General features: G+C 68.4%; 16 protein-coding genes and 4 pseudogenes. 10 read left to right on the top strand and 10 right to left on the bottom strand.

Features of this window, described 5'->3' with window-relative positions; all coding sequences use genetic code 11:
• Positions 1-31 precede the first annotated feature (31 nt).
• A pseudogene (locus F3T56_RS17590) lies at positions 32-1,030 on the top strand (amino acid permease); the annotation flags it as partial.
• An 86-nt stretch (positions 1,031-1,116) separates the two neighbouring features.
• Here F3T56_RS17590 and F3T56_RS17585 read toward each other — a convergent pair.
• From F3T56_RS17585 to F3T56_RS17570, 3 genes are all read right to left on the bottom strand, one after another.
• Entirely contained in the window at positions 1,117-2,055 is a 939-nt protein-coding gene (locus F3T56_RS17585; protein ID WP_149826123.1) for a sigma-70 family RNA polymerase sigma factor, read from the bottom strand.
• A 10-nt stretch (positions 2,056-2,065) separates the two neighbouring features.
• Positions 2,066-3,262 (bottom strand): NAD(P)/FAD-dependent oxidoreductase, encoded by a 1,197-nt coding sequence (locus F3T56_RS17580; protein WP_149826122.1) that lies wholly within the window; start codon positions 3,260-3,262, stop codon positions 2,066-2,068.
• A 583-nt stretch (positions 3,263-3,845) separates the two neighbouring features.
• Complete coding sequence (locus F3T56_RS17570; RefSeq protein ID WP_149826121.1) at positions 3,846-4,058, bottom strand: hypothetical protein; 213 nt, start codon at positions 4,056-4,058, stop codon at positions 3,846-3,848.
• Between the two features lie 176 nt (positions 4,059-4,234).
• On the opposite strand from F3T56_RS17570, the pseudogene F3T56_RS17565 reads away from it, so the two are divergent.
• Together F3T56_RS17565 and F3T56_RS17560 are read left to right on the top strand one after the other, a co-directional pair.
• A pseudogene (locus F3T56_RS17565) lies at positions 4,235-4,576 on the top strand (DUF6879 family protein); the annotation flags it as partial.
• Positions 4,573-4,881: pseudogene (locus tag F3T56_RS17560) on the top strand (Scr1 family TA system antitoxin-like transcriptional regulator); the annotation flags it as partial. The pseudogenes F3T56_RS17565 and F3T56_RS17560, both read left to right, overlap by 4 nt.
• Positions 4,882-5,076: 195 nt before the next feature.
• Here F3T56_RS17560 and F3T56_RS17555 read toward each other — a convergent pair.
• Positions 5,077-7,197: an autotransporter gene (locus tag F3T56_RS17555; protein WP_149826120.1), complete on the bottom strand. Its 2,121-nt coding sequence runs from the start codon at positions 7,195-7,197 to the stop codon at positions 5,077-5,079.
• A 284-nt stretch (positions 7,198-7,481) separates the two neighbouring features.
• On the opposite strand from F3T56_RS17555, the gene F3T56_RS17550 reads away from it, so the two are divergent.
• Both F3T56_RS17550 and F3T56_RS17545 read left to right on the top strand, forming a co-directional pair.
• Positions 7,482-8,567, top strand: coding sequence for a glycoside hydrolase family 43 protein (locus F3T56_RS17550; protein WP_149826119.1), 1,086 nt, complete (start codon positions 7,482-7,484; stop codon positions 8,565-8,567).
• Between the two features lies 1 nt (position 8,568).
• A complete protein-coding gene (locus tag F3T56_RS17545; RefSeq protein ID WP_149826118.1) occupies positions 8,569-9,981 on the top strand; it encodes an RICIN domain-containing protein in 1,413 nt (470 codons plus the stop codon).
• Position 9,982: 1 nt separating this feature from the next.
• On the opposite strand, the gene F3T56_RS17540 is transcribed toward F3T56_RS17545, so the two are convergent.
• The 5 genes from F3T56_RS17540 to F3T56_RS17520 form a co-directional block, all read right to left on the bottom strand.
• A complete protein-coding gene (locus F3T56_RS17540; protein WP_149826117.1) occupies positions 9,983-10,525 on the bottom strand; it encodes a GNAT family N-acetyltransferase in 543 nt (180 codons plus the stop codon).
• Positions 10,526-10,576: 51 nt separating this feature from the next.
• Positions 10,577-10,951 carry a VOC family protein gene (locus F3T56_RS17535; RefSeq protein WP_149826116.1) on the bottom strand — a complete coding sequence of 125 codons (375 nt, stop codon included), beginning with the start codon at positions 10,949-10,951 and terminating at the stop codon, positions 10,577-10,579.
• A 12-nt stretch (positions 10,952-10,963) separates the two neighbouring features.
• Entirely contained in the window at positions 10,964-11,752 is a 789-nt protein-coding gene (locus tag F3T56_RS17530) for a class I SAM-dependent methyltransferase (RefSeq protein ID WP_149826115.1), read from the bottom strand.
• Between the two features lie 468 nt (positions 11,753-12,220).
• Positions 12,221-12,559, bottom strand: coding sequence for a hypothetical protein (locus F3T56_RS17525; protein ID WP_246203672.1), 339 nt, complete (start codon positions 12,557-12,559; stop codon positions 12,221-12,223).
• Positions 12,556-13,005, bottom strand: coding sequence for an ATP-binding protein (locus F3T56_RS17520; protein WP_149826114.1), 450 nt, complete (start codon positions 13,003-13,005; stop codon positions 12,556-12,558). Before F3T56_RS17520 ends, F3T56_RS17525 begins: the two co-directional genes overlap by 4 nt.
• A gap of 244 nt (positions 13,006-13,249) precedes the next feature.
• On the opposite strand from F3T56_RS17520, the gene F3T56_RS17515 reads away from it, so the two are divergent.
• The 4 genes and pseudogenes from F3T56_RS17515 (at position 13,250) to F3T56_RS17500 (ending at position 15,760) form a co-directional block, all read left to right on the top strand.
• Positions 13,250-14,113 carry a DUF5753 domain-containing protein gene (locus F3T56_RS17515; RefSeq protein ID WP_149826211.1) on the top strand — a complete coding sequence of 288 codons (864 nt, stop codon included), beginning with the start codon at positions 13,250-13,252 and terminating at the stop codon, positions 14,111-14,113.
• The gene (locus F3T56_RS17510) at positions 14,110-14,334 is read left to right on the top strand and encodes a DUF397 domain-containing protein (RefSeq protein ID WP_149826113.1); all 225 of its coding nucleotides are present in this window, start codon (positions 14,110-14,112) and stop codon (positions 14,332-14,334) included. The genes F3T56_RS17515 and F3T56_RS17510 overlap by 4 nt, the downstream gene beginning before the upstream one ends.
• Before the next feature lie 314 nt (positions 14,335-14,648).
• Positions 14,649-15,111 (top strand): annotated as a pseudogene (locus F3T56_RS17505) (transposase); the annotation flags it as partial.
• Positions 15,112-15,250: 139 nt separating this feature from the next.
• Positions 15,251-15,760 carry a hypothetical protein gene (locus F3T56_RS17500; RefSeq protein WP_246203671.1) on the top strand — a complete coding sequence of 170 codons (510 nt, stop codon included), beginning with the start codon at positions 15,251-15,253 and terminating at the stop codon, positions 15,758-15,760.
• Between the two features lie 517 nt (positions 15,761-16,277).
• Here F3T56_RS17500 and F3T56_RS17495 read toward each other — a convergent pair.
• The gene (locus tag F3T56_RS17495) at positions 16,278-17,966 is read right to left on the bottom strand and encodes a rhamnogalacturonan lyase B N-terminal domain-containing protein (RefSeq protein WP_149826112.1); all 1,689 of its coding nucleotides are present in this window, start codon (positions 17,964-17,966) and stop codon (positions 16,278-16,280) included.
• Positions 17,967-18,157: 191 nt separating this feature from the next.
• On the opposite strand from F3T56_RS17495, the gene F3T56_RS17490 reads away from it, so the two are divergent.
• Positions 18,158-19,204, top strand: coding sequence for a rhamnogalacturonan acetylesterase (locus F3T56_RS17490; protein WP_149826111.1), 1,047 nt, complete (start codon positions 18,158-18,160; stop codon positions 19,202-19,204).
• Positions 19,205-19,291 lie beyond the last annotated feature (87 nt).

Here is a 19,291-nt window from a genome sequence, read left to right as displayed (position 1 = left end):
GAGCAGCTACCAATGCCTCGGCGACAACCGTGTCGTCCTGGCGGCCGTCGCCCTGGCCGCCCTGTGGCTGCCGGCCGCCGCGAACTTCGCGGGCACCCGCTGGGTCGGTGCCGTGCAGATCGTCTCCACGGTCCTGAAGTTCGTACCGCTGCTGCTGGTCGCCACCATCGGCCTGTTCTTCATCGACACCGACAACCACGGCCCCTTCAACGCCTCCGGTGAGAGCGTCCCCGGCGCGGTCGCCGCCGCTGCGGCCCTCCTCCTCTACAGCTTCCTCGGCGTGGAGTCGGCCGCGGTCAGCGCGGGCGAGGTCAAGGACCCCGAGCGGAACGTGGGCCGCGCCAGCGTCCTCGGCACGCTCGCCTCCGCCCTCGTCTACATCCTCGGCACGGTCGCCGTCTTCGGTCTGGTCCCGCACAAGGAACTGGTCGAGTCCGGGGCGCCGTTCGCCGACGCGGTGAACTCGATCGCCGGCGGCACCTGGGGCGGCACGGTGATCGCGTGCGTCGCCGTCGCCTCGATCGTCGGCTGTCTCAACGGCTGGATCCTGCTGAGCGCCCAGATGCCGTACGCCGCCGCCCGCGACGGCCTCTTCCCGAAGCGCTTCGCCCAGGTCGGCAAGGGCGGCGTCCCCGGCTTCGGCGTCCTCGCCACCGCGGTCCTCGGCACGCTCCTCATCGTCGTGAACTACGCCGACGACCCGGACACCGCCTTCCGCGTCCTGGTCCTCATCACCACGTTCACCGGCTGCGTCCCCTACCTGCTCTCCGCCGCCGCCCAGCTGTACTGGCTGGCCCGCGGCACCCGCGAGCGCGTCCGCCCCGCCGGTCTCGTCCGCGACCTGCTGGTCGCCGGCCTCTCCTTCGCCTTCTCCTTCTGGCTGATCGCCGGCGCCGGCTACGCGGCCGTCTACCAGGGCGTCCTCTTCCTCTTCGCGGGCATCCCGGTGTACGTGTGGCTGCGGGGGCGGCAGGAGGGGGCCGAGGGAACCGGGACCGACGCCGAGGCCCAGGTGGAGGCCGCGGCCTAGGCACGGCCGACGTGGAGTGTGCGGTGCGAGGGCGAAGGGACGCCGTCCTCGCTCCGACTCAGGTCACTGCCTTCCGGTGGCTCTGGTCACCATGCGTCGATGACCGGCGCGTCGGGCTCGTACTGCCGCCAGGCCTCGTTGAGGCGCGTGAGCCGGTCCGCGGCGGCGATGCCGCGCAGGGACGCGACCTTGCCGTCGCTGACTTCGAAGGCCACGGCGCCCACGACCCGGTCCTCGACCACGGCGAGGACGGCCGGGGAGCCGTTGACCAGCGCGATGTGGAACGCGGGGGAGCCGCCGGCCAGCCGCCGCTTCGCCGGCGTGGGCTTGAAGCCGGCCCGCACGAAGGAGGCGACGCGCTCGCGCGTCCTGTACCGCAGCAGCCGCCTGGCCAGTCCGGCGCCGTCCGAGACCGCCGTCACGTCGTCGGTGAGCAGCGCCACCAGCCGTTCGGTGCGCCCCGACATGGCGGCGGCGAGGAACTCCTCGACGATCCGGCGCGCGGACGCGGGGTCCACCTCGTCGCCGCCGCGGCGCTCGGCGGTGACCCGGCGTCGGGCCCGGTGGACATGCTGCTGGCTCGCGGACTCGGTGATGTCGAGGATCCCGGCGATCTCGGCGTGGGGGTACGAGAAGGCCTCGCGCAGGACGTAAGCGGCCCGCTCGACCGGTGAGAGGCGCTCCATGAGGGTCAGTACGGCCAAGGACACCGATTCGCGCTGCTCGAAGGTGTCGGCCGGGCCGAGCATCGGGTCGCCCTCGAGGAGTGGCTCGGGCAGCCAGGCACCGGCCGCACGCTCGTGGCGCGCCTGCGCCGAGCGGAGCCGGTCGAGGCAGAGATTGGTGACGACCTTGGTCAGCCACGCCTCCGGCACCTCGATACGTTCCCGGTCCGCGGCCTGCCAGCGCAGGAACGTGTCCTGCACGGCGTCCTCGGCGTCGGCGGCCGAGCCGAGCAGACGGTACGCGAGCGAGGCCAGCCGGCCCCGGCTGGCCTCGAACCGATCGATGGCTGCGCTGTCCATGCGAAACAGCCTATGCGGCGACCCTCACACCGGCCTGGTCGGGCGCGGTGGCCAGGCGGCGCTTGCGCTTCGGCATGCCGAAGGTCGGGTGGGCGATGCCCCACCCGGCCCCCTTGAGCACGCCCGACTTGAGCCGCGCGGCGGTCCGGCCGCCCAGGTACCAGGACTTCGACCGGACGTCCCCGTCCACCATCTGGAAGATCGCGTCCCGCCGCCCGAGGCTGATGTGGTTGCCGTAGTACTTCAGCCCGGTGGCCGGGACCTCGCTGCCCGTCAGGCGCGCGATGATCGCGGCGGTCGCCTGCATGTTGGTGAGGCCTGCCGAGGCGCAGGACATAGGCAGCGGCCTGCCGTTCTCGCCGATCGCGTAGGCGCAGTCACCGGCGGCGTAGACGTCCGGGTGCGAGACCGAGCGCATGGTGCGGTCGACGACGATCTGGCCGGTCTCGGCGACCTCCAGGCCGGCGGCTGCCGCGATGGGGTGCACGGCGAACCCGGCCGCCCACACGGTCACGTCGGCCGGGATGGACGGCCCAGTGACGCGGTCGGCGATCGCCCGCGTCGGCTCGACGGATTCGATTCCGGTGTGCTCGTGGACGGTGATGCCGAGCCGGTCGAAGGCCTGGCGCAGGTGGCGGCGGGCCTTCGGGGAGAGCCAGGCGCCCAGCTCGCCGCGGGCGGCGAGTGCGACCGAGAGGTCGGGCCGGGACTCGGCGAACTCGGTGGCGGTCTCGATGCCGGTCAGCCCCTCACCGACGACCAGCACGGTGCCGCCCTCGCCCAGGCCGGCCAGACGCTCGCGCAGTCGCAGCGCCGAGGACCTGCCGGTCACATCGAAGGCGTACTCGGCCACGCCGGGGACGCCATGGTGGGCGACGGAGCTGCCGAGCGCGTAGAGAAGCGTGTCGTACGCGAGCTCGCCGTCGCCGTCCTCGCCGGTCACGGCGACGGTCCTGCGCTGGGGGTCGACGCCGGTGACGCGCGCCAGGCGCAGCCGCACCCCGGTGCCCGCGAACACGTCGGCGAGCTTGCGGACCGCGACGTCCTGGCCGATCGCGAGCTGGTGGAGCCGCATCCGCTCGACGAAGTCGGGCACGGCGTTGACGACGGTGATCTCGATGTCGGCGGGCGAAAGCCGGCGGGCCAGGTTTCCGGCGGCGAAGGCCCCGGCGTATCCGGCACCGAGGACGACGATGCGGTGCTTCATGGCGTTGCTCCTGTCTCGTTCGCGTGCCCCTTGAACGAGACGGCACCCCGATTGCTGACAGGAGCCAGGTGTGACGCGGGTCACCGAACCGAGACGAGCGGCTGAGTCTCCGACAGCTGCCCCGTAGCTGCTGGACGGGCTTCGGCGTGTACGGAGACTCTCAGCGCGTCGTCAACCACACGATGACCGGACACGCTGACTCGGGTGCGATGACGGCGGGGCGACCAAGGTGTTCAGGGCCGGGTCAAGTTGACAGGAGCAGCTCCACACCGCAAACCGGCACCGGTCGCACGAGCCGCCCAGCCAGGGTGCCGACCATGGCGCCGCCGCACCACCGGAAGCAGGGCAGGGCGGCCCTGCTCAACGGCCTCGGCGGGCGCCCTCATCGCCTCCGCCATCCGTGCCGCCACATCCGCGCGAACCATGCCGAGATGCACGTAGGGCTTGCCGCTATGGGTCACCATCGGCCGCACGCCGCCCCCAACACTTTCGGGGAGACCGAGGCTGGTCAAGGCATCCCGGATGGCCTCCGCCGCCTCCTCGGCCCGCCTGCGGCCGTCCCGGTACGTCTGCATGTCCATCGTCATTCGTGGGTCCCGGAGGCGTGATCGCGGATCTTGGTGGCGTGCTTCGCGGCCTGTGTGATGTCGTCGCGTTCCTTGGCAGCGTTGAGGTGCCGCCATTCGGCCTGGCAGGTCTTGCAGTCGCGGACCGGAGCGCAGTCCAGGAGCCAAGCGTTGAGGCCCACTGGAAGTCCGATGGGCGGTTCCTGGGTGGTCTTGTGCTTCGTGGCCAACGCGTCTCTCCCCGACTCGTGTGACTGCGGATACGAGCGTATGGAGCGGGAGTTGGGGACAGGAGGAGATATTCCCGGATATTCTCACGAGGCGCGCCGAGATCCCTCGACATTCCCGCGTAGCCGCAGACACCCTTCGGCCAGGGCATCTACGAACGACACGAGAGGCTGATCGCATGGCACGCAGGCTGTGGTTCAACGGCACCGGCTCCGGGAACGACGGCTGCCCTGCCCTGCACGAGGACCTGGACACCGGGGAGGTCATCGTTCACGGACCGCCGCTCACCGACCCGGGAGACATCACCCAACTCCGGCACCTGGGCGAAGGCGAGGTACCGATCATTGTCCCGCGAGAGCTGCTGGTGGACTGGGGACCGAAGGACATGACCCGCAAGGCGAAGATCATCGACCTGGACGCCTTCGGTGAGCTGTTCACCACCTTCGAGCACACCGCATGGCGTCTGGAGACCCGCCGCCGCTACGCCTCCGACGAAGTCACCGACACTTACGCACAGTTCGGTCCCTGATCTGTCCGCCTTCGGTGCTGGCCGCCCAACTCGACCGCCTCATAGGTGTCGTCGGGATGGACACTGTGAACCTCGGCGTCATCCCGTTCTCCGCCTCGTTGAAGATCCCACCCGCGAACGGGTTCCTGGTCTACGACGAGCGGCTCGTGATCGTCGAGGACTGGCACGCGGAACTGTGGATCAACGACCACGACAGCATCACGACCTACATGCGCGTCTGGGCGACCCTCCGCGAGTCTGCCGTATACGGCGCCGATGCTCAGCGCGTGATCAGCCAAGCGCGGCAGGCTCTGTGATCCCCCAACGACAAGAACGTCGGCTCCAGCGGTGACGGCGTACGAAACCGTCGCCTGGAGTACATCGCCATCCGCCGCCGTCAGGGTGGCGAAGTTGGCGCGGATCCCGAGCACCGTTCACAAGCAGAGGGCGGGCGGCCGCAGACCCCCGTACAGCGACCGCCCGCCCATGTCCACCTTGTGAGATGACAGGTCTCACCCAGTGGCAGCGTGCCGTCCGCCCCGGCGCCGGTTGTTCCTGCGGCGCCTGGTCACCGGGACGGCGAGGCCGAAGAGCATGCCGAGGGCCAGGGCGTACGGCCACCAGCCGAGGCCGCTGTCGGACGAGGCGCTCGCGTTCTGGGTGTTGGCGTTCTGGGCGGCGGAGTCGGAGGTGGAGGCGGCGGCGGATTTGGCGGACGGCGAGGAGGCCGCCTTTTTTGCCGCCGTGAGTACTACGTCGTTACCGTCGCCGCCCTTGTAGCTGATCTTGTACGTGGTGTCGGCGATCTTGACTGAGGCGCCCTCGCGCAGCCCGCTGAACGTGCCGGTGGTCTTCGCTGTCCCCGTGTGGTTGAGGACGGTGACCTTCCGGGCGGGCGCGGCGGCCTTGCTCAGCGCCGAGTGGTCCAGCTTTCCGGCGAGCTTCACCGCGCCGCTCACCTTCAACGGCTTGGTGCCCAGCACCAGTCGGCCCTGCTTGGCCTGGGTGTAGCCGCCGGTCACCGTGAGGCCGCCGGTGACCTTGCCCGCGTTGGTCACCGAGCCCTTCACCGTGCCCTTGCCGGACAGCGACTTGGTCACCTTCAGCCCGGCCGTGCCCAGGTCGAGCTTGGCCCCGGCCGTGGTGAGCCGGATCGCCTTGCTGCGGGCCAGAGTCGCCCCGCCCCGGAGGGCGAGCGTGCCCTTGGTGACGGTCGTCTGCCCGGTGTACGTCACCGCGCCGCCGGTCAGCGTCGTCGTCGCGGCGCCGGACTGGGTGAGCGAGCCGCTGCCGCCGACCTTCGACAGGGAGACGGGCTTGGAGACGTTCCGGATCACCAGGGACCCGTTGTTGACCACCTTGTACAGGTCGCCCTTGGTGTACAGCCCGCCGTCCCCACCGGACTTGCCGCTGCCCAGCCGCAGCACGGCGCCCTTCTCGACGGTCGTCGAGCCGTTGTAGTACTGCACGGCGGCGAAGGTGACGTCGTTGCCCTTCGTCCCCTTGATGACGATGTCCCCGGCGCCGGGCTTGGAGAGCGTGTCGTGGAACACCCCGCCGCCGATGGGGGCGCCCAGCGTCACCGGGCCGTTGTAGTTGAACGTGAGCAGTGAACGGGACCGGGCGGCAAGGAGGTTGATGTACACCGTCTCGGCCGTGCCCGGCATGAAGATCTTGTTGGTCGTGCCGTCGCCCCACTGGACGTTGGCACCCTTGATGTTGGTGCCCCGCTTGTTGACGTTCTTCCGTGCGGGCGTCCAGTTCAGGGCGGGATCGCTCAGCGAGGGGTTGGTGTCGCCGCCCTGGTTCGACCAGCTGTACTGGCCGGTGAGGATCACCTTGCTGCCGGGCCGCGACTGGACGTTGATGTCGCTGCCGTACTCGCGCTGGTAGAAGTCCGCGCTCATGGTGACGGTCTGGCCGAGCGGGGTGTCCACGGTCCAGGTGCCCTGGTTGAGGATCTTCCGCACACCCGGCAGCGAGGTCGCGAACTCCGGCCGGCCGCCGTTCACCTGGGTGCCGTTGTCGATCACACCGGTGAAGGGGTGGGTGCCCGACAGGTCCCAGGTGGCCCAGAGGAACCTCGGCTGGGTGACCAGACCGGAGCCGCTGATGGTGCCCAGGTTGTACTGGACGTTCTTCAGCGCGAGCCGCAGGGTGCCGTCGACCCGGACGTTGTTCTGGTTGAGCCGGAAGGCCGGGGTGTTGTACGGGTAGTGGGCGATCTGACCGGTCGAACCGCTGTCGCCGTACTGGAGGGTCGCGCCCTTCTCGACGGTCACGGCCGGCGGGTCCGGGTTGGTCACGGTGACGTACGGGTGGTTGCCGCCGAGCGTCTTCACGGTCTGCCGCTGCCGGGACTTCGGCAGGGTGAAGTCGCTGTCCTTGGTGAGGACGAGCGTCCCGCTGCCGCGCACGGTGAGTGTGCCGGTGCCGCTGAAGACGCCGTTGTACTTCGTCGTCCCGGCGGGCACGGTCACCACCGTGTCGCCGTTGAGCGTGACGTTCCGGCCGGCCAGTACGTCGGCGGTCACATCGCGGGGGGCGGCGGACGCGGTGGGGGCACCGAGCATGAGGGCGGTGACCGCCAGCACTCCGGCGGCGGCCGCTGTCTTGTGGGTTTGGCTGCGCACGTCGGAGGAGACGGTCCGGGACTCATCCGGATAACAGAAATTTCGCGACCGACCGGGTTCTACGTGTCAGTTCGTTCCTGTGAGCTTGCGATCGTCGCGTACGACCCGTTGACCTCGGCGTAACACACCCTTACCTTTTCGGCGTTCGATATGAACGATCTTGTGCGAAATGTCGAACGATTCTGTTTCTTTTTGTGCCCCACCGCTTGTGCCCCACCGCTTGTGCCCCCACCGCTTGTGCCCCCACCGCTTGTGCCCCACCACCTTCGAGAGAGGCAGACCGTATGAGCCGCGACAGCTTCCTGCCCGAACCCCCCAACCGCAGGCTGCTCCTGAAAGGCGCCATAGCCGCGGGCGCCCTCACCGCCCTGCCGACGGTCGCCCACGCGGCGAGCTCGCCCGCCGGTCCGGGCGCGGCCGCCCCGTACGTCAACCCGCTGGTCCGCAACCGTGCCGACCCGCACATCCACCGCCACCGCGACGGCTTCTACTACTTCACGGCCACCGCGCCCGAGTACGACCGGATCATCCTGCGCAGATCCCGCACCCTGCGCGGGCTGTCGACCGCGTCCGAGTCGGTCATCTGGCGCAAGCACGCCACCGGGGTCATGGGCGCGCACATCTGGGCGCCGGAGATCCACCACATCGACGGCAAGTGGTACATCTACTTCGCCTCCGCGCCGGCCGAGGACATCTGGGCGATCCGGATCTGGGTCCTGGAGAACTCCCACCCCAACCCGTTCAAGGGCACCTGGGTCGAGCGCGGCCAGCTGAAGACCGCCTGGGAGACGTTCTCCCTCGACGCCACCACCTTCACCCACCGTGGCACCCGCTACCTCTCCTGGGCCCAGCACGAGCCCGGCATGAACAACAACACCGCGATCTGGCTGTCGAAGATGGCCGACCCGCTGACCCTGACTGGCCCTCAGGTACGGCTGACCACCCCCGAGTTGGACTGGGAGGTCATCGGCTTCAAGGTCAACGAGGGCCCCTCGGTCATCAAGCGCAACGGGCGGCTCTTCATGTCGTACTCGGCGAGCGCGACCGACTCCAACTACTGCATGGGCCTGCTGACGGTCGACGCGGACGCCGACCTGATGAACCCCGCGAACTGGTCGAAGTCGCCGACACCGGTCTTCACCAGCAACGACACCACCAAGCAGTACGGGCCGGGCCACAACACCTTCACCGTCGCCGAGGACGGCCGCACCGACGTCCTCGTCTACCACGCCCGCCAGTACAAGGACATCGTCGGAGACCCGCTCAACGACCCCAACCGCCACACCCGTATCCAGCGCCTGGGCTGGAAGCCGGACGGCACGCCCGACTTCGGCATCCCCGTCGCCGACACTCCCGTGAAGGAGAGTTGAGATGAGACGCGCGTACGCGATCCTGCTCGCCCTCTGTCTGGCCCTGGCCGGCGCGCTCGCGACCGCCGGTCCCGCCCAGGCGGCGCCGCAGACCGTCCCCAACGGCACCCAGTTCACGGACACTTCGGGCAACGCCCTGCACGCCCACGGCGGCGGGGTCATCAAGGTCGGCTCGTACTACTACTGGTTCGGCGAGAACCGTAACGCCGACAACACCTTCCGGTACGTGTCCGCCTACCGCTCCACGGACCTGAAGAACTGGGAGTTCCGCAACCACGTCCTGACCGAAGCCACCGACCCCGAGCTCGCGACCGCCAACATCGAGCGGCCGAAGGTCATGTACAACGCGTCCACCGGCAAGTTCGTGATGTGGATGCACAAGGAGAACGGCGTCGACTACAGCGAGGCCCGCGCCGCCGTCGCCGTCTCCGACACCGTCGACGGCAACTACACCTGGCAGGGCAGCTTCCGCCCGCTCGGCACCCACATGTCCCGTGACATCACGGTCTTCGTGGACACCGACGGCACCGGCTACATGATCTCGGCGGCCCGCGAGAACTACGACCTCCACATTTACCGGCTCACCGCCGACTACACCGGCATCGCCGCCCTTGTCGCCGACCCCTGGCACGGCGGCCACCGCGAGGCCCCGGCCCTGTTCAAGCGGGGCGGCGTCTACTTCATGCTCACTTCGGGCGCGACGGGCTGGAACCCCAACCAGCAGCAGTACGCCACCGCCACCAGCATCGCGGGCCCGTGGACCGCCATGGCGAACGTCGGCGACTCCACGACGTACGGCTCGCAGACCGCGTACGTCCTCCCCGTACAGGGCACGTCGACCACGTCATACCTCTACATGGGCGACCGCTGGGGCAACTCCTTCAGCGGCACCGTCAACGACTCCCGCTACGTCTGGCTGCCGCTGACGTTCCCGACCTCCACCACGATGTCCATGTCCTGGTCCCCGGAGATCACCGTCGACACCGCCACCGGCACGCTCAGCGGCACCAGCGCCACCTACAACACCCTGATCGCCCGCCACTCGTCCAAGTGCGCCGACGTCACCAGCCAGTCCCAATGGGCGGGCGCCCAGATCAAGCAGTACACCTGCAACAGCGGCAACAACCAGAAGTACTGGTTCAAGTCCGTCGGCAGCGGCTACTACCAGCTGATGACCCGTCACAGCTCCTTGTGCGTCCAGGAGAACGCCACCACGGTCACGCAGCAGAACTGCAACGCGTCATCCACCGCCCAGCAGTGGTCCCTCACCACGACGGGCTCTTACGTCACCATCAAGTCCCGCGCCACCGGCGAGTGCCTGGACGTGAACGGCGCGTCCACCGCCGACTCGGCCGCGATCATCACGTACACGTGCAACGGCGGTACGAACCAGCAGTGGACCCGCGGATCTTGACCTAGCCGTTCGAGTCCGGCTTCCAGTCCTGGACGAGGAGTCCGAGCAGCACCTCGTCCAGGAACTCGCCCATCACCCAGGCCGAGGAGCGCAGCACGCCCTCGTGGACGAAGCCGTTGCGCTCGGCGGAACGCAGCATCGCGGTGTTGTCCGACAGTGTCTCGATCTGCAGCCGGCGCAGGCCGCGCACGACGAAACCGTAGTGGCACAGCACCGCGACCACGTCGGTGCCGTAGCCCTTGCCGCGCGAGGACGGCAGCAGTCCCAGCCCTATGTGCGCGGACCGGTTGTGGTTGTCGATGCCCCACAGTGTCGCGGTGCCGACCAGTGTGCCGCCGTCCAACTCCACCACGGAGAACGGGACATGCCCCTCCTCCTTGTGGTCCACCACGAGCCGCGGGTCCTTCGAGCCGGGCGAGACCGGCCGCCACGGCCCGCTCTCGGCCCGCGAGGAGTTGACCACGTCGTCGTAGAGCTCGGCCCGCAGGACCGGGATGTCGTCCTCGTGCCGGGCCCTCAGCCCGACCTTGTTCCCCTTCAGCATGCGGGATTCTTATCCGACCGGATCGGCCCGCGGCAAACGAATTAGCAGGCCTCAGTGGAGGCAGAGGCAGAACGGATGGCCGGCCGGGTCCGCGTAGATCCGCCAGTTGGCTTCCAGGCGGAGCTGGTCCGTCCGCTCCAGCACGGTGGCGCCGAGAGCGAGCGCCCGCTTCTCCTCTCCGTCGAGGTCGTCGACGTCGAAGTCCAGGTGGAGTTGCTGCGGGCGCTCCTGGCCGGGCCATTCGGGCGGTCGGTAGCCGTCCACCCGCTGGCAGGCCAGCGGAATCCCCTCGAACCCGTGCACCTCGACCCAGTCGGCATTCTCCTGGTCCACGACCACCCGGCCGCCGAGCAGGTCCGCGTAGAATTCGGCGAGCCGTAGCGGATCAGCGCAGTCCAGGGCGACCATCTGCAGCTTGCGAATCACTTCTGACTCCTCTCAGTCCGAGCCCGCCGCCGACGGCGGTACCTCGACGACGAAGAACAGGAAGCAGGGTTTGGTCGACAGGTCGTGGAAGCCGTCGGGGAACAGTTCACGGGCGGCCGGGTCGGGCTGCGGCTCGCTGATGGCGCAAACGCGGAAGCCGGCGGTGGTGAAGGCATCGGTCATCGCGTGCAACGGCTTGCGCCAGAACCTCATCGGGACGGACTGCCCGTGGAACCTCCACTCGAAGGCATAGCTGGTGGTCGCGAAGTAGTCGGGCCGAGGATCCTGGAACGTGTAGGCCACGAACGGGTGGTCCACCGACGCGATCAGCCGGCCACCGGGCCTGAGCACGCGCCGCAACTCGGCCAGGGTCGGCCCCCAGTCCTCCAGATAGTGCAGGACCAGCGACGCGACCACGTCGTCGAACGCCCCGTCGGTGAACGGCAGGGGATCGCGAAGGTCGGCCACGCGCAGATCCGCGTCGTCACCGAGCCGCCGCCTGGCCAGCGCCAGCATCCCGGTGCTGGCGTCGATGCCGGTGACGGCGGCACCGCGGTCGCGCAGTGCGGCGGCCAGGGGGCCCGAGCCGCAGCCGGCGTCCAGGATCCGACGGCCGGACACGTCTCCGGCGAGGGCCAGCATCGCGGGCCGCTCGTAGTACGCGTTCACGAGGCTGTTCTCGGTCTCCGCCGCGTACGCCTCGGCGAAACCGTCGTAGTCGTTCACCTGGTCCTGGTCCTGGTTCTGGTCCTGATCCGCGGACCGGGCGACGCTCTCGGTCGTGTCGGTTGCGTGTTCCATCCGTCGCAGCCTAGTAGCCACATGATCCACCGGACAGGCCCCAGGACCGTCCGGCGTCGCAGTACGGATCAGTGCGGGACGCCCTCGATGATGTCCCGCGCGCCGTGCCGCGGCAGCTTGGCACAAACGAGCTAGCCGAGTACTGCCGTGTGCAACATCACTTGCTTGGCCATGTTCTCGGTCATGGTGCGTTCCTGGTTGAGCCGGCGGTCACGGGATGACTGGGGCCCCGTGTAGGCATGGCTCATACCTTCTGCGGTGTCGGATGGTGGCTTGTACGCTCGACCCCGGCGGGTCGACCCGGGGTCTTCATCACTCCGGGGCGACCCGTTCGGCGTTCGGTCAGACGTGGTACGCCGTCCCCCAGCGCATTGCGCCGCGCTGGTAGCAGTCGCGTAAATGCTCGGCGGTCTGGTGCTGGTTGACTCCGGGGATGAGGGGGGCGAACAGGACCAGGACGCGGATCGGTCAGCCGTTTGCGGCCACGTCGAGCCACGACCGCTCCGCGGGTACACGGAGGCGGTACTCGTCGTCGCCGTAGTCGAGCCACGGCATCCCGCGCCGTATCTGGATGCGGTGACCGATGTACGGCGGTTCGTCGTCGTGTGGACCGAGGTGCATCGAGGCGGCGAACGACCGCATGCCCTCGCGAATGCTCTCGTCAGTCTCGTGTACCAGGCGGGGCGGAGAGTGGAACGCGAGCAGGTTGGCCACAGTGGACGCGTTGGCTTGGTGGACGCCGGTCGCAAGACGGATACCGGCGACGAATCCGGCGCTGGGGGGTGCCTTGGTGATGGGTATGGTCATGACGCCTTCACCTCCGCCCAAACGGCTTTGCCGAGAGGGATGTCCTCGACTCCCCACCCTGTGCCGTTGGGGCCGCACAGGGCGTCGAGGATGATCAAGCCCCGGCCACGGTCCCGTTCGTCCGACTCGGGGCGGCGGCGGGGACGGCGGCGAACGGGGTCGTGTACCTCGATGCGCGTCCGGACGTCGTCGGCGTGGATTTCCACGCGAAGGGAGTCGCCGGGTTCGGTGCCGTACCGGATGGCGTTGGTGACCATCTCGGATGCGGCCAGGACGGTGTTCTCGAGATGCTCCTCGGATGCGCCCGGAACCTGGTACGCGATGAACTCACGTACGAACTCGCGGGCATGTCTGGCGGATTGAGGCACGCCGTCCAGTAACAGGATGGAAGGCGGGCCGACGGCTGGTGTGCAGCGGGCGGGCACGGTGGCCCGTCGTTCGAGCATGCATGTCCCCTCACGGGCAAGCGCCACAGCGCGCACTGCCTTTTGTGGTGCGCTTGCGGACGCATTCGCATTTCGTCACAGACAGCTTGCTCCCACAACTCTCTGCACTGCAAGCAGTATCGCCAATTCATAGAAAATTGCACGCGAAGGTGGGATGGGGTGCGCGGTGCTAAGTGTGCAGGTGACAGCAGATACGCGGTCACGGCAGACTGTCGGGCAGACCGCTGAAGGGGAGGGAGCGAACGTGAGTGCGCCTACAGTGCGCCGTCGGCGCCTCGGTGCCAAGCTGAAGGCACTTCGGGGCGAGCTCACCCTCGAAGAGGTCGCGGAGAAGTCCGAAGGGCGGTTCGTGTCCTCGAAGTTGTCGAGGATCGAGACGGCCAAGAGCCCGGCCAAAGAGAAGGACATCGATGCTCTGCTCGATCTCTATGCCGGGTTGGGCCGGGAGGTAAGCGACGAACTACGGGCCGCACTGCTGACCCTCACCAAAAAGGGTGCGCAGCGCGGTTGGTGGCACTCGTACCGGGGCGTCCTCACACCTGTGTACGAGGATCTGATCAGCCTTGAGGCCGAAGCCGAATCAGTCTCGTCGTGGCAACTGGGGGCGATTCCCGGCCTGTTGCACACCGCCGAGTACGCCCGCGAGATCATCCGGGCGACGGCGATGTCCGAGGCGGTTGAGGCGCGGGTTGACGCCTTGGTCGAGGTGCGCCTCGCCCGTCAGGCAGTACTCATCCGCGAGGACCCGCTCACGCTGTGGGCGATCATCGCCGAGGGCGCTCTACGGTCGTCCTCGAACACCGAGGGCCTGATGAGTGAGCAGCTTGGCCGGTTGCTCACCATGGCGAAGCGTCCGAACGTCAACATTCAGGTGCTCCCCTCGGACGCGCCCCTTCACGTCGGCCAGTTGGGCAGCTTCACGATTCTGGGCTTCGGCCCGCATGCTGACCTCGACGTCGTCCATACCGAGGGATTGGCCTCGGCGCTGTACGTCGAGGACGGCGACGGCGTCTCTGCACACCGGGATGCCTGGCAACGGCTGACATCTGCCGCACTCTCGGTCGAGGCGTCGGCGGAACTGATCACGACAATAAGGAAGAACACATGAGCCACGTTGGCGACGCGTCCGCCCTCCCCGTGACGTGGTGGAAGTCCTCGTACAGCGACACGGGGGCCCAGTGCGTCGAGTGCGGCATCGTCGATGCCGAGACGGTAGCCGTACGGGACAGCAAGAGGCCGCACGGGCCCGCACTGTTGGTGAACCGTGGGCAGCTGTCTGCGTTCGTCTCCGCTGCGGCCGAGGGTCGGTTCGGCGGTCGAGGGAACTGATCCGCGATGACGGTTCGCCCCCACGGCATTCGGGGGCGAACCGTCTGTCGCGTCGGCTGCTGGACACTGTGGGCGCGAACTCGTGCGCCTGGTCGTGAGCTTGTCCTTTAAGGTCCAGCGTCGAACGCGACTCGAACTTGACCAGTGTTTTCGCAGTTCAGCGGACTCAAAGGCGGCCTTCGTCTGATCCTGTGCTCCGTCACAGAGGCAGAGGAACCAGCACGAAGGCCGTGGTCGTGAGTTTGGAGTATCAGGACGACCTGCGGGATGCGTTCGCGGAAGTGTCATGCTTCCGGGCGGAGTTGTAGGCGTGTCTGACCGCACGGGGCGACGCCCTGTTCGAGTTATGCGACGCGCTGTTGTGCACGGACGGGCCGGTGCGGACGCTCGTCGACCTGGCACTCGCGCCGGAACACCGCCAGCTCTTTACGACGGCCTCAACCAGGGGCGGATCGATATCGCCCGGCTGCGTGGGGCCCTGGCCGGGATGCCGTTGCCGAGGGCGGCGGATGGTCGGATCGTCCTGGCCGCGGATGTCTCGCCGTGGCTGCGGCCGGACGCCAACACCTGCGCTGACCGGTCCTTCTGCCACATTTTCGGTCGGGGTGAGGGCAGCATCAGATGGTCCCGGGCTGGCGGTTCGTCTTCGGTGACCCCTCCACGTGGGGTATTGAGCAGGCCGTGACGACCCCCGACACCCGCCTTTACGGCAAGGCGACCGCGCAGGCATGGGACCGCCTGCACCCGCGGCTCACCCGCCGGGTGGCCTGGATCGACACATACAGCCGCCCCGCCCACCACAAGAAGGGCACCAAACCCCGGCGCACCGAGGAGCGGCAAACTTGACGGCCTGGGCCATGTGCACCGGGCACGAGGCCGAAGAATTTCACGGGGTACGTCGGTGGATCTCAGCTCAGTGATCATCGCTGTCGCAGGCGTCGCAGGAACCCTGGGAGGGGCGCTACTCACCCAGCGCGGCTCCGAACGAGCGAAGCGCCTGGAGATAGAGCTCGTTCGAGACCATGAGGAGGTTCGCGAGGCCCGTTCGCTGCGACGCATCTGCTATGTGGAACTCAACCGGGATGCTCGGCAGTTCACCACCGCACTCAACCGCCACCTGCACGTCATGAGGGAACGCGGCGTGGCGGAGGGCGACAGCGACGCACTCGAGGAAGCGAAGAACGCGCACCGCGATCGATACTCCGAAGCACAGATGATCGCCCCCGAAGAAGTACTCAGGCGAGCGAGCGTCGTCAACCAAGCCCTGAACAAGGTCTACGGCCAGGTCAAGCGCCTCGAACGCGGTGCCCCCGAACCAGGCGAAACGATGGAGACCGCGGCCCAGGCCCAGTACGAGGTCTGGGAGATGCTCCGAACTATGAGAACCGCTATGCGCCACGACCTCGGTGTGTCGCATGAAGATTGAGAGCTGGCGCAGCTGGCGCTCAGCTCCGTGCGAGCTCTCTTGTCTGCCTCGACCAGCCAAAAACTGATCGAGGCAGAGGCTAAAACGCAAGCTTGGCGCACCGAGCTGGTACTGCCCCGGCGAACATTCCCGGTCACAGCACTAGGCGCCACGGCGCCGGGTGTGAGGCCGGGCGCCCGTCGCCTTCGCCCTGGCCCGACGGCCGGCCAGGTCCAGTTTGGGCGGTCTACTGGATTGAGCACCGCTGAACCTGGCGGCCTGGGAGCGCCCGAAGTGCTCCCAGGCCGCCCCTCCCTGCCAAGGAAGCCGGCAGATGGGCTACGTCGCCAACGACGAGATCGACACCGGTGCGTCGGTGTATGGGCGGGCCGACGGACCCTTGGTGCCGGTCTCGTTCCGGCGCTCCTCAACCTCCGACTCCCTCGTGATCATCACGTACACGCGCAACGGCTGCACGAATCAACACTGCAGGTAAGGAACTTGATGACACGTCAGAAGGCGGTCCGTCAGGAGTGCCTCAGGCCAGCAGGTCGATCGCGTCGATCGACGTGCCCGCGCTGAGGTAGGAGGTCGTTCCCGAACCGCTCACCACGTTGATCCTCAGCAGGTTGTACTGACTCGTGTCCGTGAGCCAGGCGGATGCCGGGACGCTGTAGGTGAAGGTGTGGTTGTTGCCTCGGTAGGACCCGTTCGTCAGGGAGCGGGTGTTCGGCTGGGTGGGTGGGGAGGGGATGGCCGAGGTCCAGTCGTTGACGGAGATCTGCGGCCGGCCGTTGGCGTAGGCCGTCGTCACGCCGATCCGCAGGGTGTGCGCGGCGGCGGCCTGGGCGGCGGTCAGCCTGAAGTAGACGATCAGGCCGCTGTTGACGTCCTTCCAGAGGTAGCAGGGGAAGGCCGAGGTCTCGCTGCCGCTGCCGATCACCACGTTCCCGGTCCAGGACGCGGCCCGCACGTCCGAGGGATGCGCGTACGTCATCAGGTCGGCGTTCTTGAAGCCGCTGGGCGTGCCGTTCCAGTCGTTGATCCGCCAGATCGCGCCCGCGTTCGACGGGTCGTTCGACGACGGGATCGCGATCGAGTTCAGCGTCGTCGTACCGCCCGCGCTGACCGACACCGAGGTCGTGTACACGGCCAGCTCGCCCTTGAAGACCGTGAGCGTGTACGTCCCCGGAAGGATCCCCGAGAGGGAGAAGTAGCCGTCCGACGCCCGGGCCGAACCCCAGTACTGCGCCGCCGAGTTGGCGAGGCCGACCGTGTACGCGTACGACGTGTTGCGGCCGGTGATGCCGACGCCCGCGACCCGGCCCCGGCCGCTCGCGGGCACGTACCCGGAGATGCCGAGCGAGTCCGCCCACGAGGTGGTCAGCGTGCCCGGGAACAGCGACGAGGAGGGCGCGCCGCCGTCCGTGAGGGCGATGACGTACGGGCCCTGGAGGCCGAAGCGCTGGGCCTCGGTCTGGTTCTGGCCGTAGTACAGGATCTCGTAGAGGCCGCCGCCGTCGGCGCTCTGGTGGCGGAGCAGGGAGCGGTAGAAGGGGCCACCGGAGGCCTTTTCGTGGTTGCTGCGCACGATCCACAGGCCGACGCCGTTCGCCGACCAGCCGACGTAGTCGTAGTCCATGACCCGGAGCTTCGAGAAGTGCTTCGAACGGGTCTGGCCGTCGGACTTCCTGAACACGTCCGAGGCCTCGATGGTGCTGTTCGTGTACGTGTACGAGTCGGGCTCGTCGTTGAGGAACAGGCCCGCCTTCACCCGCAGGATGAAGCGGGTCGCCGAGACCGAGGTGTCGGCCTTGTTCGTCCAGACGTAGATGTTGTTCTCGCCGCTGCGGGCCGCGTAGTAGTGCCGAAGCGTGCCGTAGGCGACCGAGACGAGGATCGTCGAGCCGGATTGCCGGATCGTCACCGTGGAGCTGCCGAGGCCGGACTCGATGTGCGAGTTCATGCCGCCGTAGCCCTGGTACTCCGTGCCCCGGTAGACGAGCGACGACAGGTCGCCGTTGCTCTTCCTGACCTTGAAGACGAGGTTCGCGCCGGTGTCGATGACGTAGTTGGTGCCGTCGTCGGTCCAGCCGAAGGCCGCCGCGCGGGCGGTGCCGGCCAGCGGTCCGGTGAGCGCGGTCCCGGCGGCGGTGGCTGCGGTGCCTACGACGAAGCCGCGACGGCCCAGGGTCGGTCGGGTGGGTCTGTCGACTGATTCGGACATGGGGGTCCTCCTCGAATGGTGTGGGGGGAGTGCGGGTGATTCGGAAGGGTGACAGTTGAATCGATTTCGCGAAAGGGCTTTCGCTGCGGGGAAGTTGGCAATCTCGTGAAAACGGTCCGACATCTAGAAAGCGCTTGCCAAACGATGTACGGTCCAGCCTCCGGGTCTTGTTTCCTTCCGGAGGAGCCACAATGAGACGTTTCACCGTCGCCGCGCTGACAGCGGCGACCCTGGGCACCGTCCTCACGGCCGTACCGGCCCAGGCGCACCAGGGTCGGCCCACCAAGCTGGGCCTGGAGAACTGCACCGCGAACGCCTGCCACTTCGACGTCGCGCCCGGCACGTACGACGTCACGGTCCGCCTCGGCGGCGACGGCGCGGCGAACACACGTGTCACCGGCGAGAGTCGGCGGTCGCTGCTGCCCGAGACGGCCACGGCGGCCGGGGAGCGGGTGACCCGCAGCTTCACCGTCGACGTCCGCACCCCGGAGGGCGAACCGACCGGCGCCGACGGCACCCCCGGCCTCGACCTCGTCATCGGCGGCTCGGCGCCCGCGCTGGCCGACATCAGCGTGACCCCGGCCCGACGCGCCCGCCAGATCTTCCTCGTCGGCGACTCCACGGTCTGCGACCAGCCCGGCGACCCCTACTCCGGCTGGGGCCAGCAGCTCCCGCAGTACCTCCGCAAGGGGATCTCGGTCGCCAACTACGCCGACTCCGGCGAGAGCACGGTGTCCTACCTCGCCGACTCCCGGCTGTGGGCCACCGTCCAGCCGCGGGTCCGCCCCGGCGACCTGGTCCTCATCCAGCTGGCCCACAACGACAAGCAGACCGACGAGGCCACCTACCGTGCGAACCTGGAGACCCTGGTCGCGGGCGCCCGCGAGAAGGGCGGCAGGCCCGTCCTGGTCACCCCGATCGTGCGCCGCTGGTTCAGCGCGGACGGCACCCTGAACAACAACACCGCCCTCCTGGTCAACGGCCTCGGCGTCGACCACCCGGCGGTCACCCGCTCGGTCGCGGCCGCCCACGACGTCCCGCTCATCGACCTCACCGCCAAGACCAAGGCCCTGGTCGAGTCCCTGGGCACAGAAGGCTCCAAGGCGCTCTACCTCTACAACGAGAAGCGCGACAACACCCACACCTCCGTGCACGGCGCCACCGTCTACGCCGACCTCGTCCGCGACGAACTCGTCGCGCAGGGTCTGGTGCCCGAGGGGAAGATCAGGGTGGGATGAGCCCCTGGGGCGCCTCGACCGGAACCGGGGCGCCCCAGGTTCTCAGGGGGTGTGGTGAAAGTCCCGCACAGCACCCGCGGCGCCCGG

The organism is Streptomyces tailanensis (assembly GCF_008386495.1).
In the GTDB taxonomy this organism is placed as follows: Bacteria; Actinomycetota; Actinomycetes; order Streptomycetales; family Streptomycetaceae; genus Streptomyces; species Streptomyces tailanensis.
The sequence above is the reverse complement of the archived record's forward strand: the minus strand, read 5'-3'. Positions and strand labels throughout refer to the sequence as shown.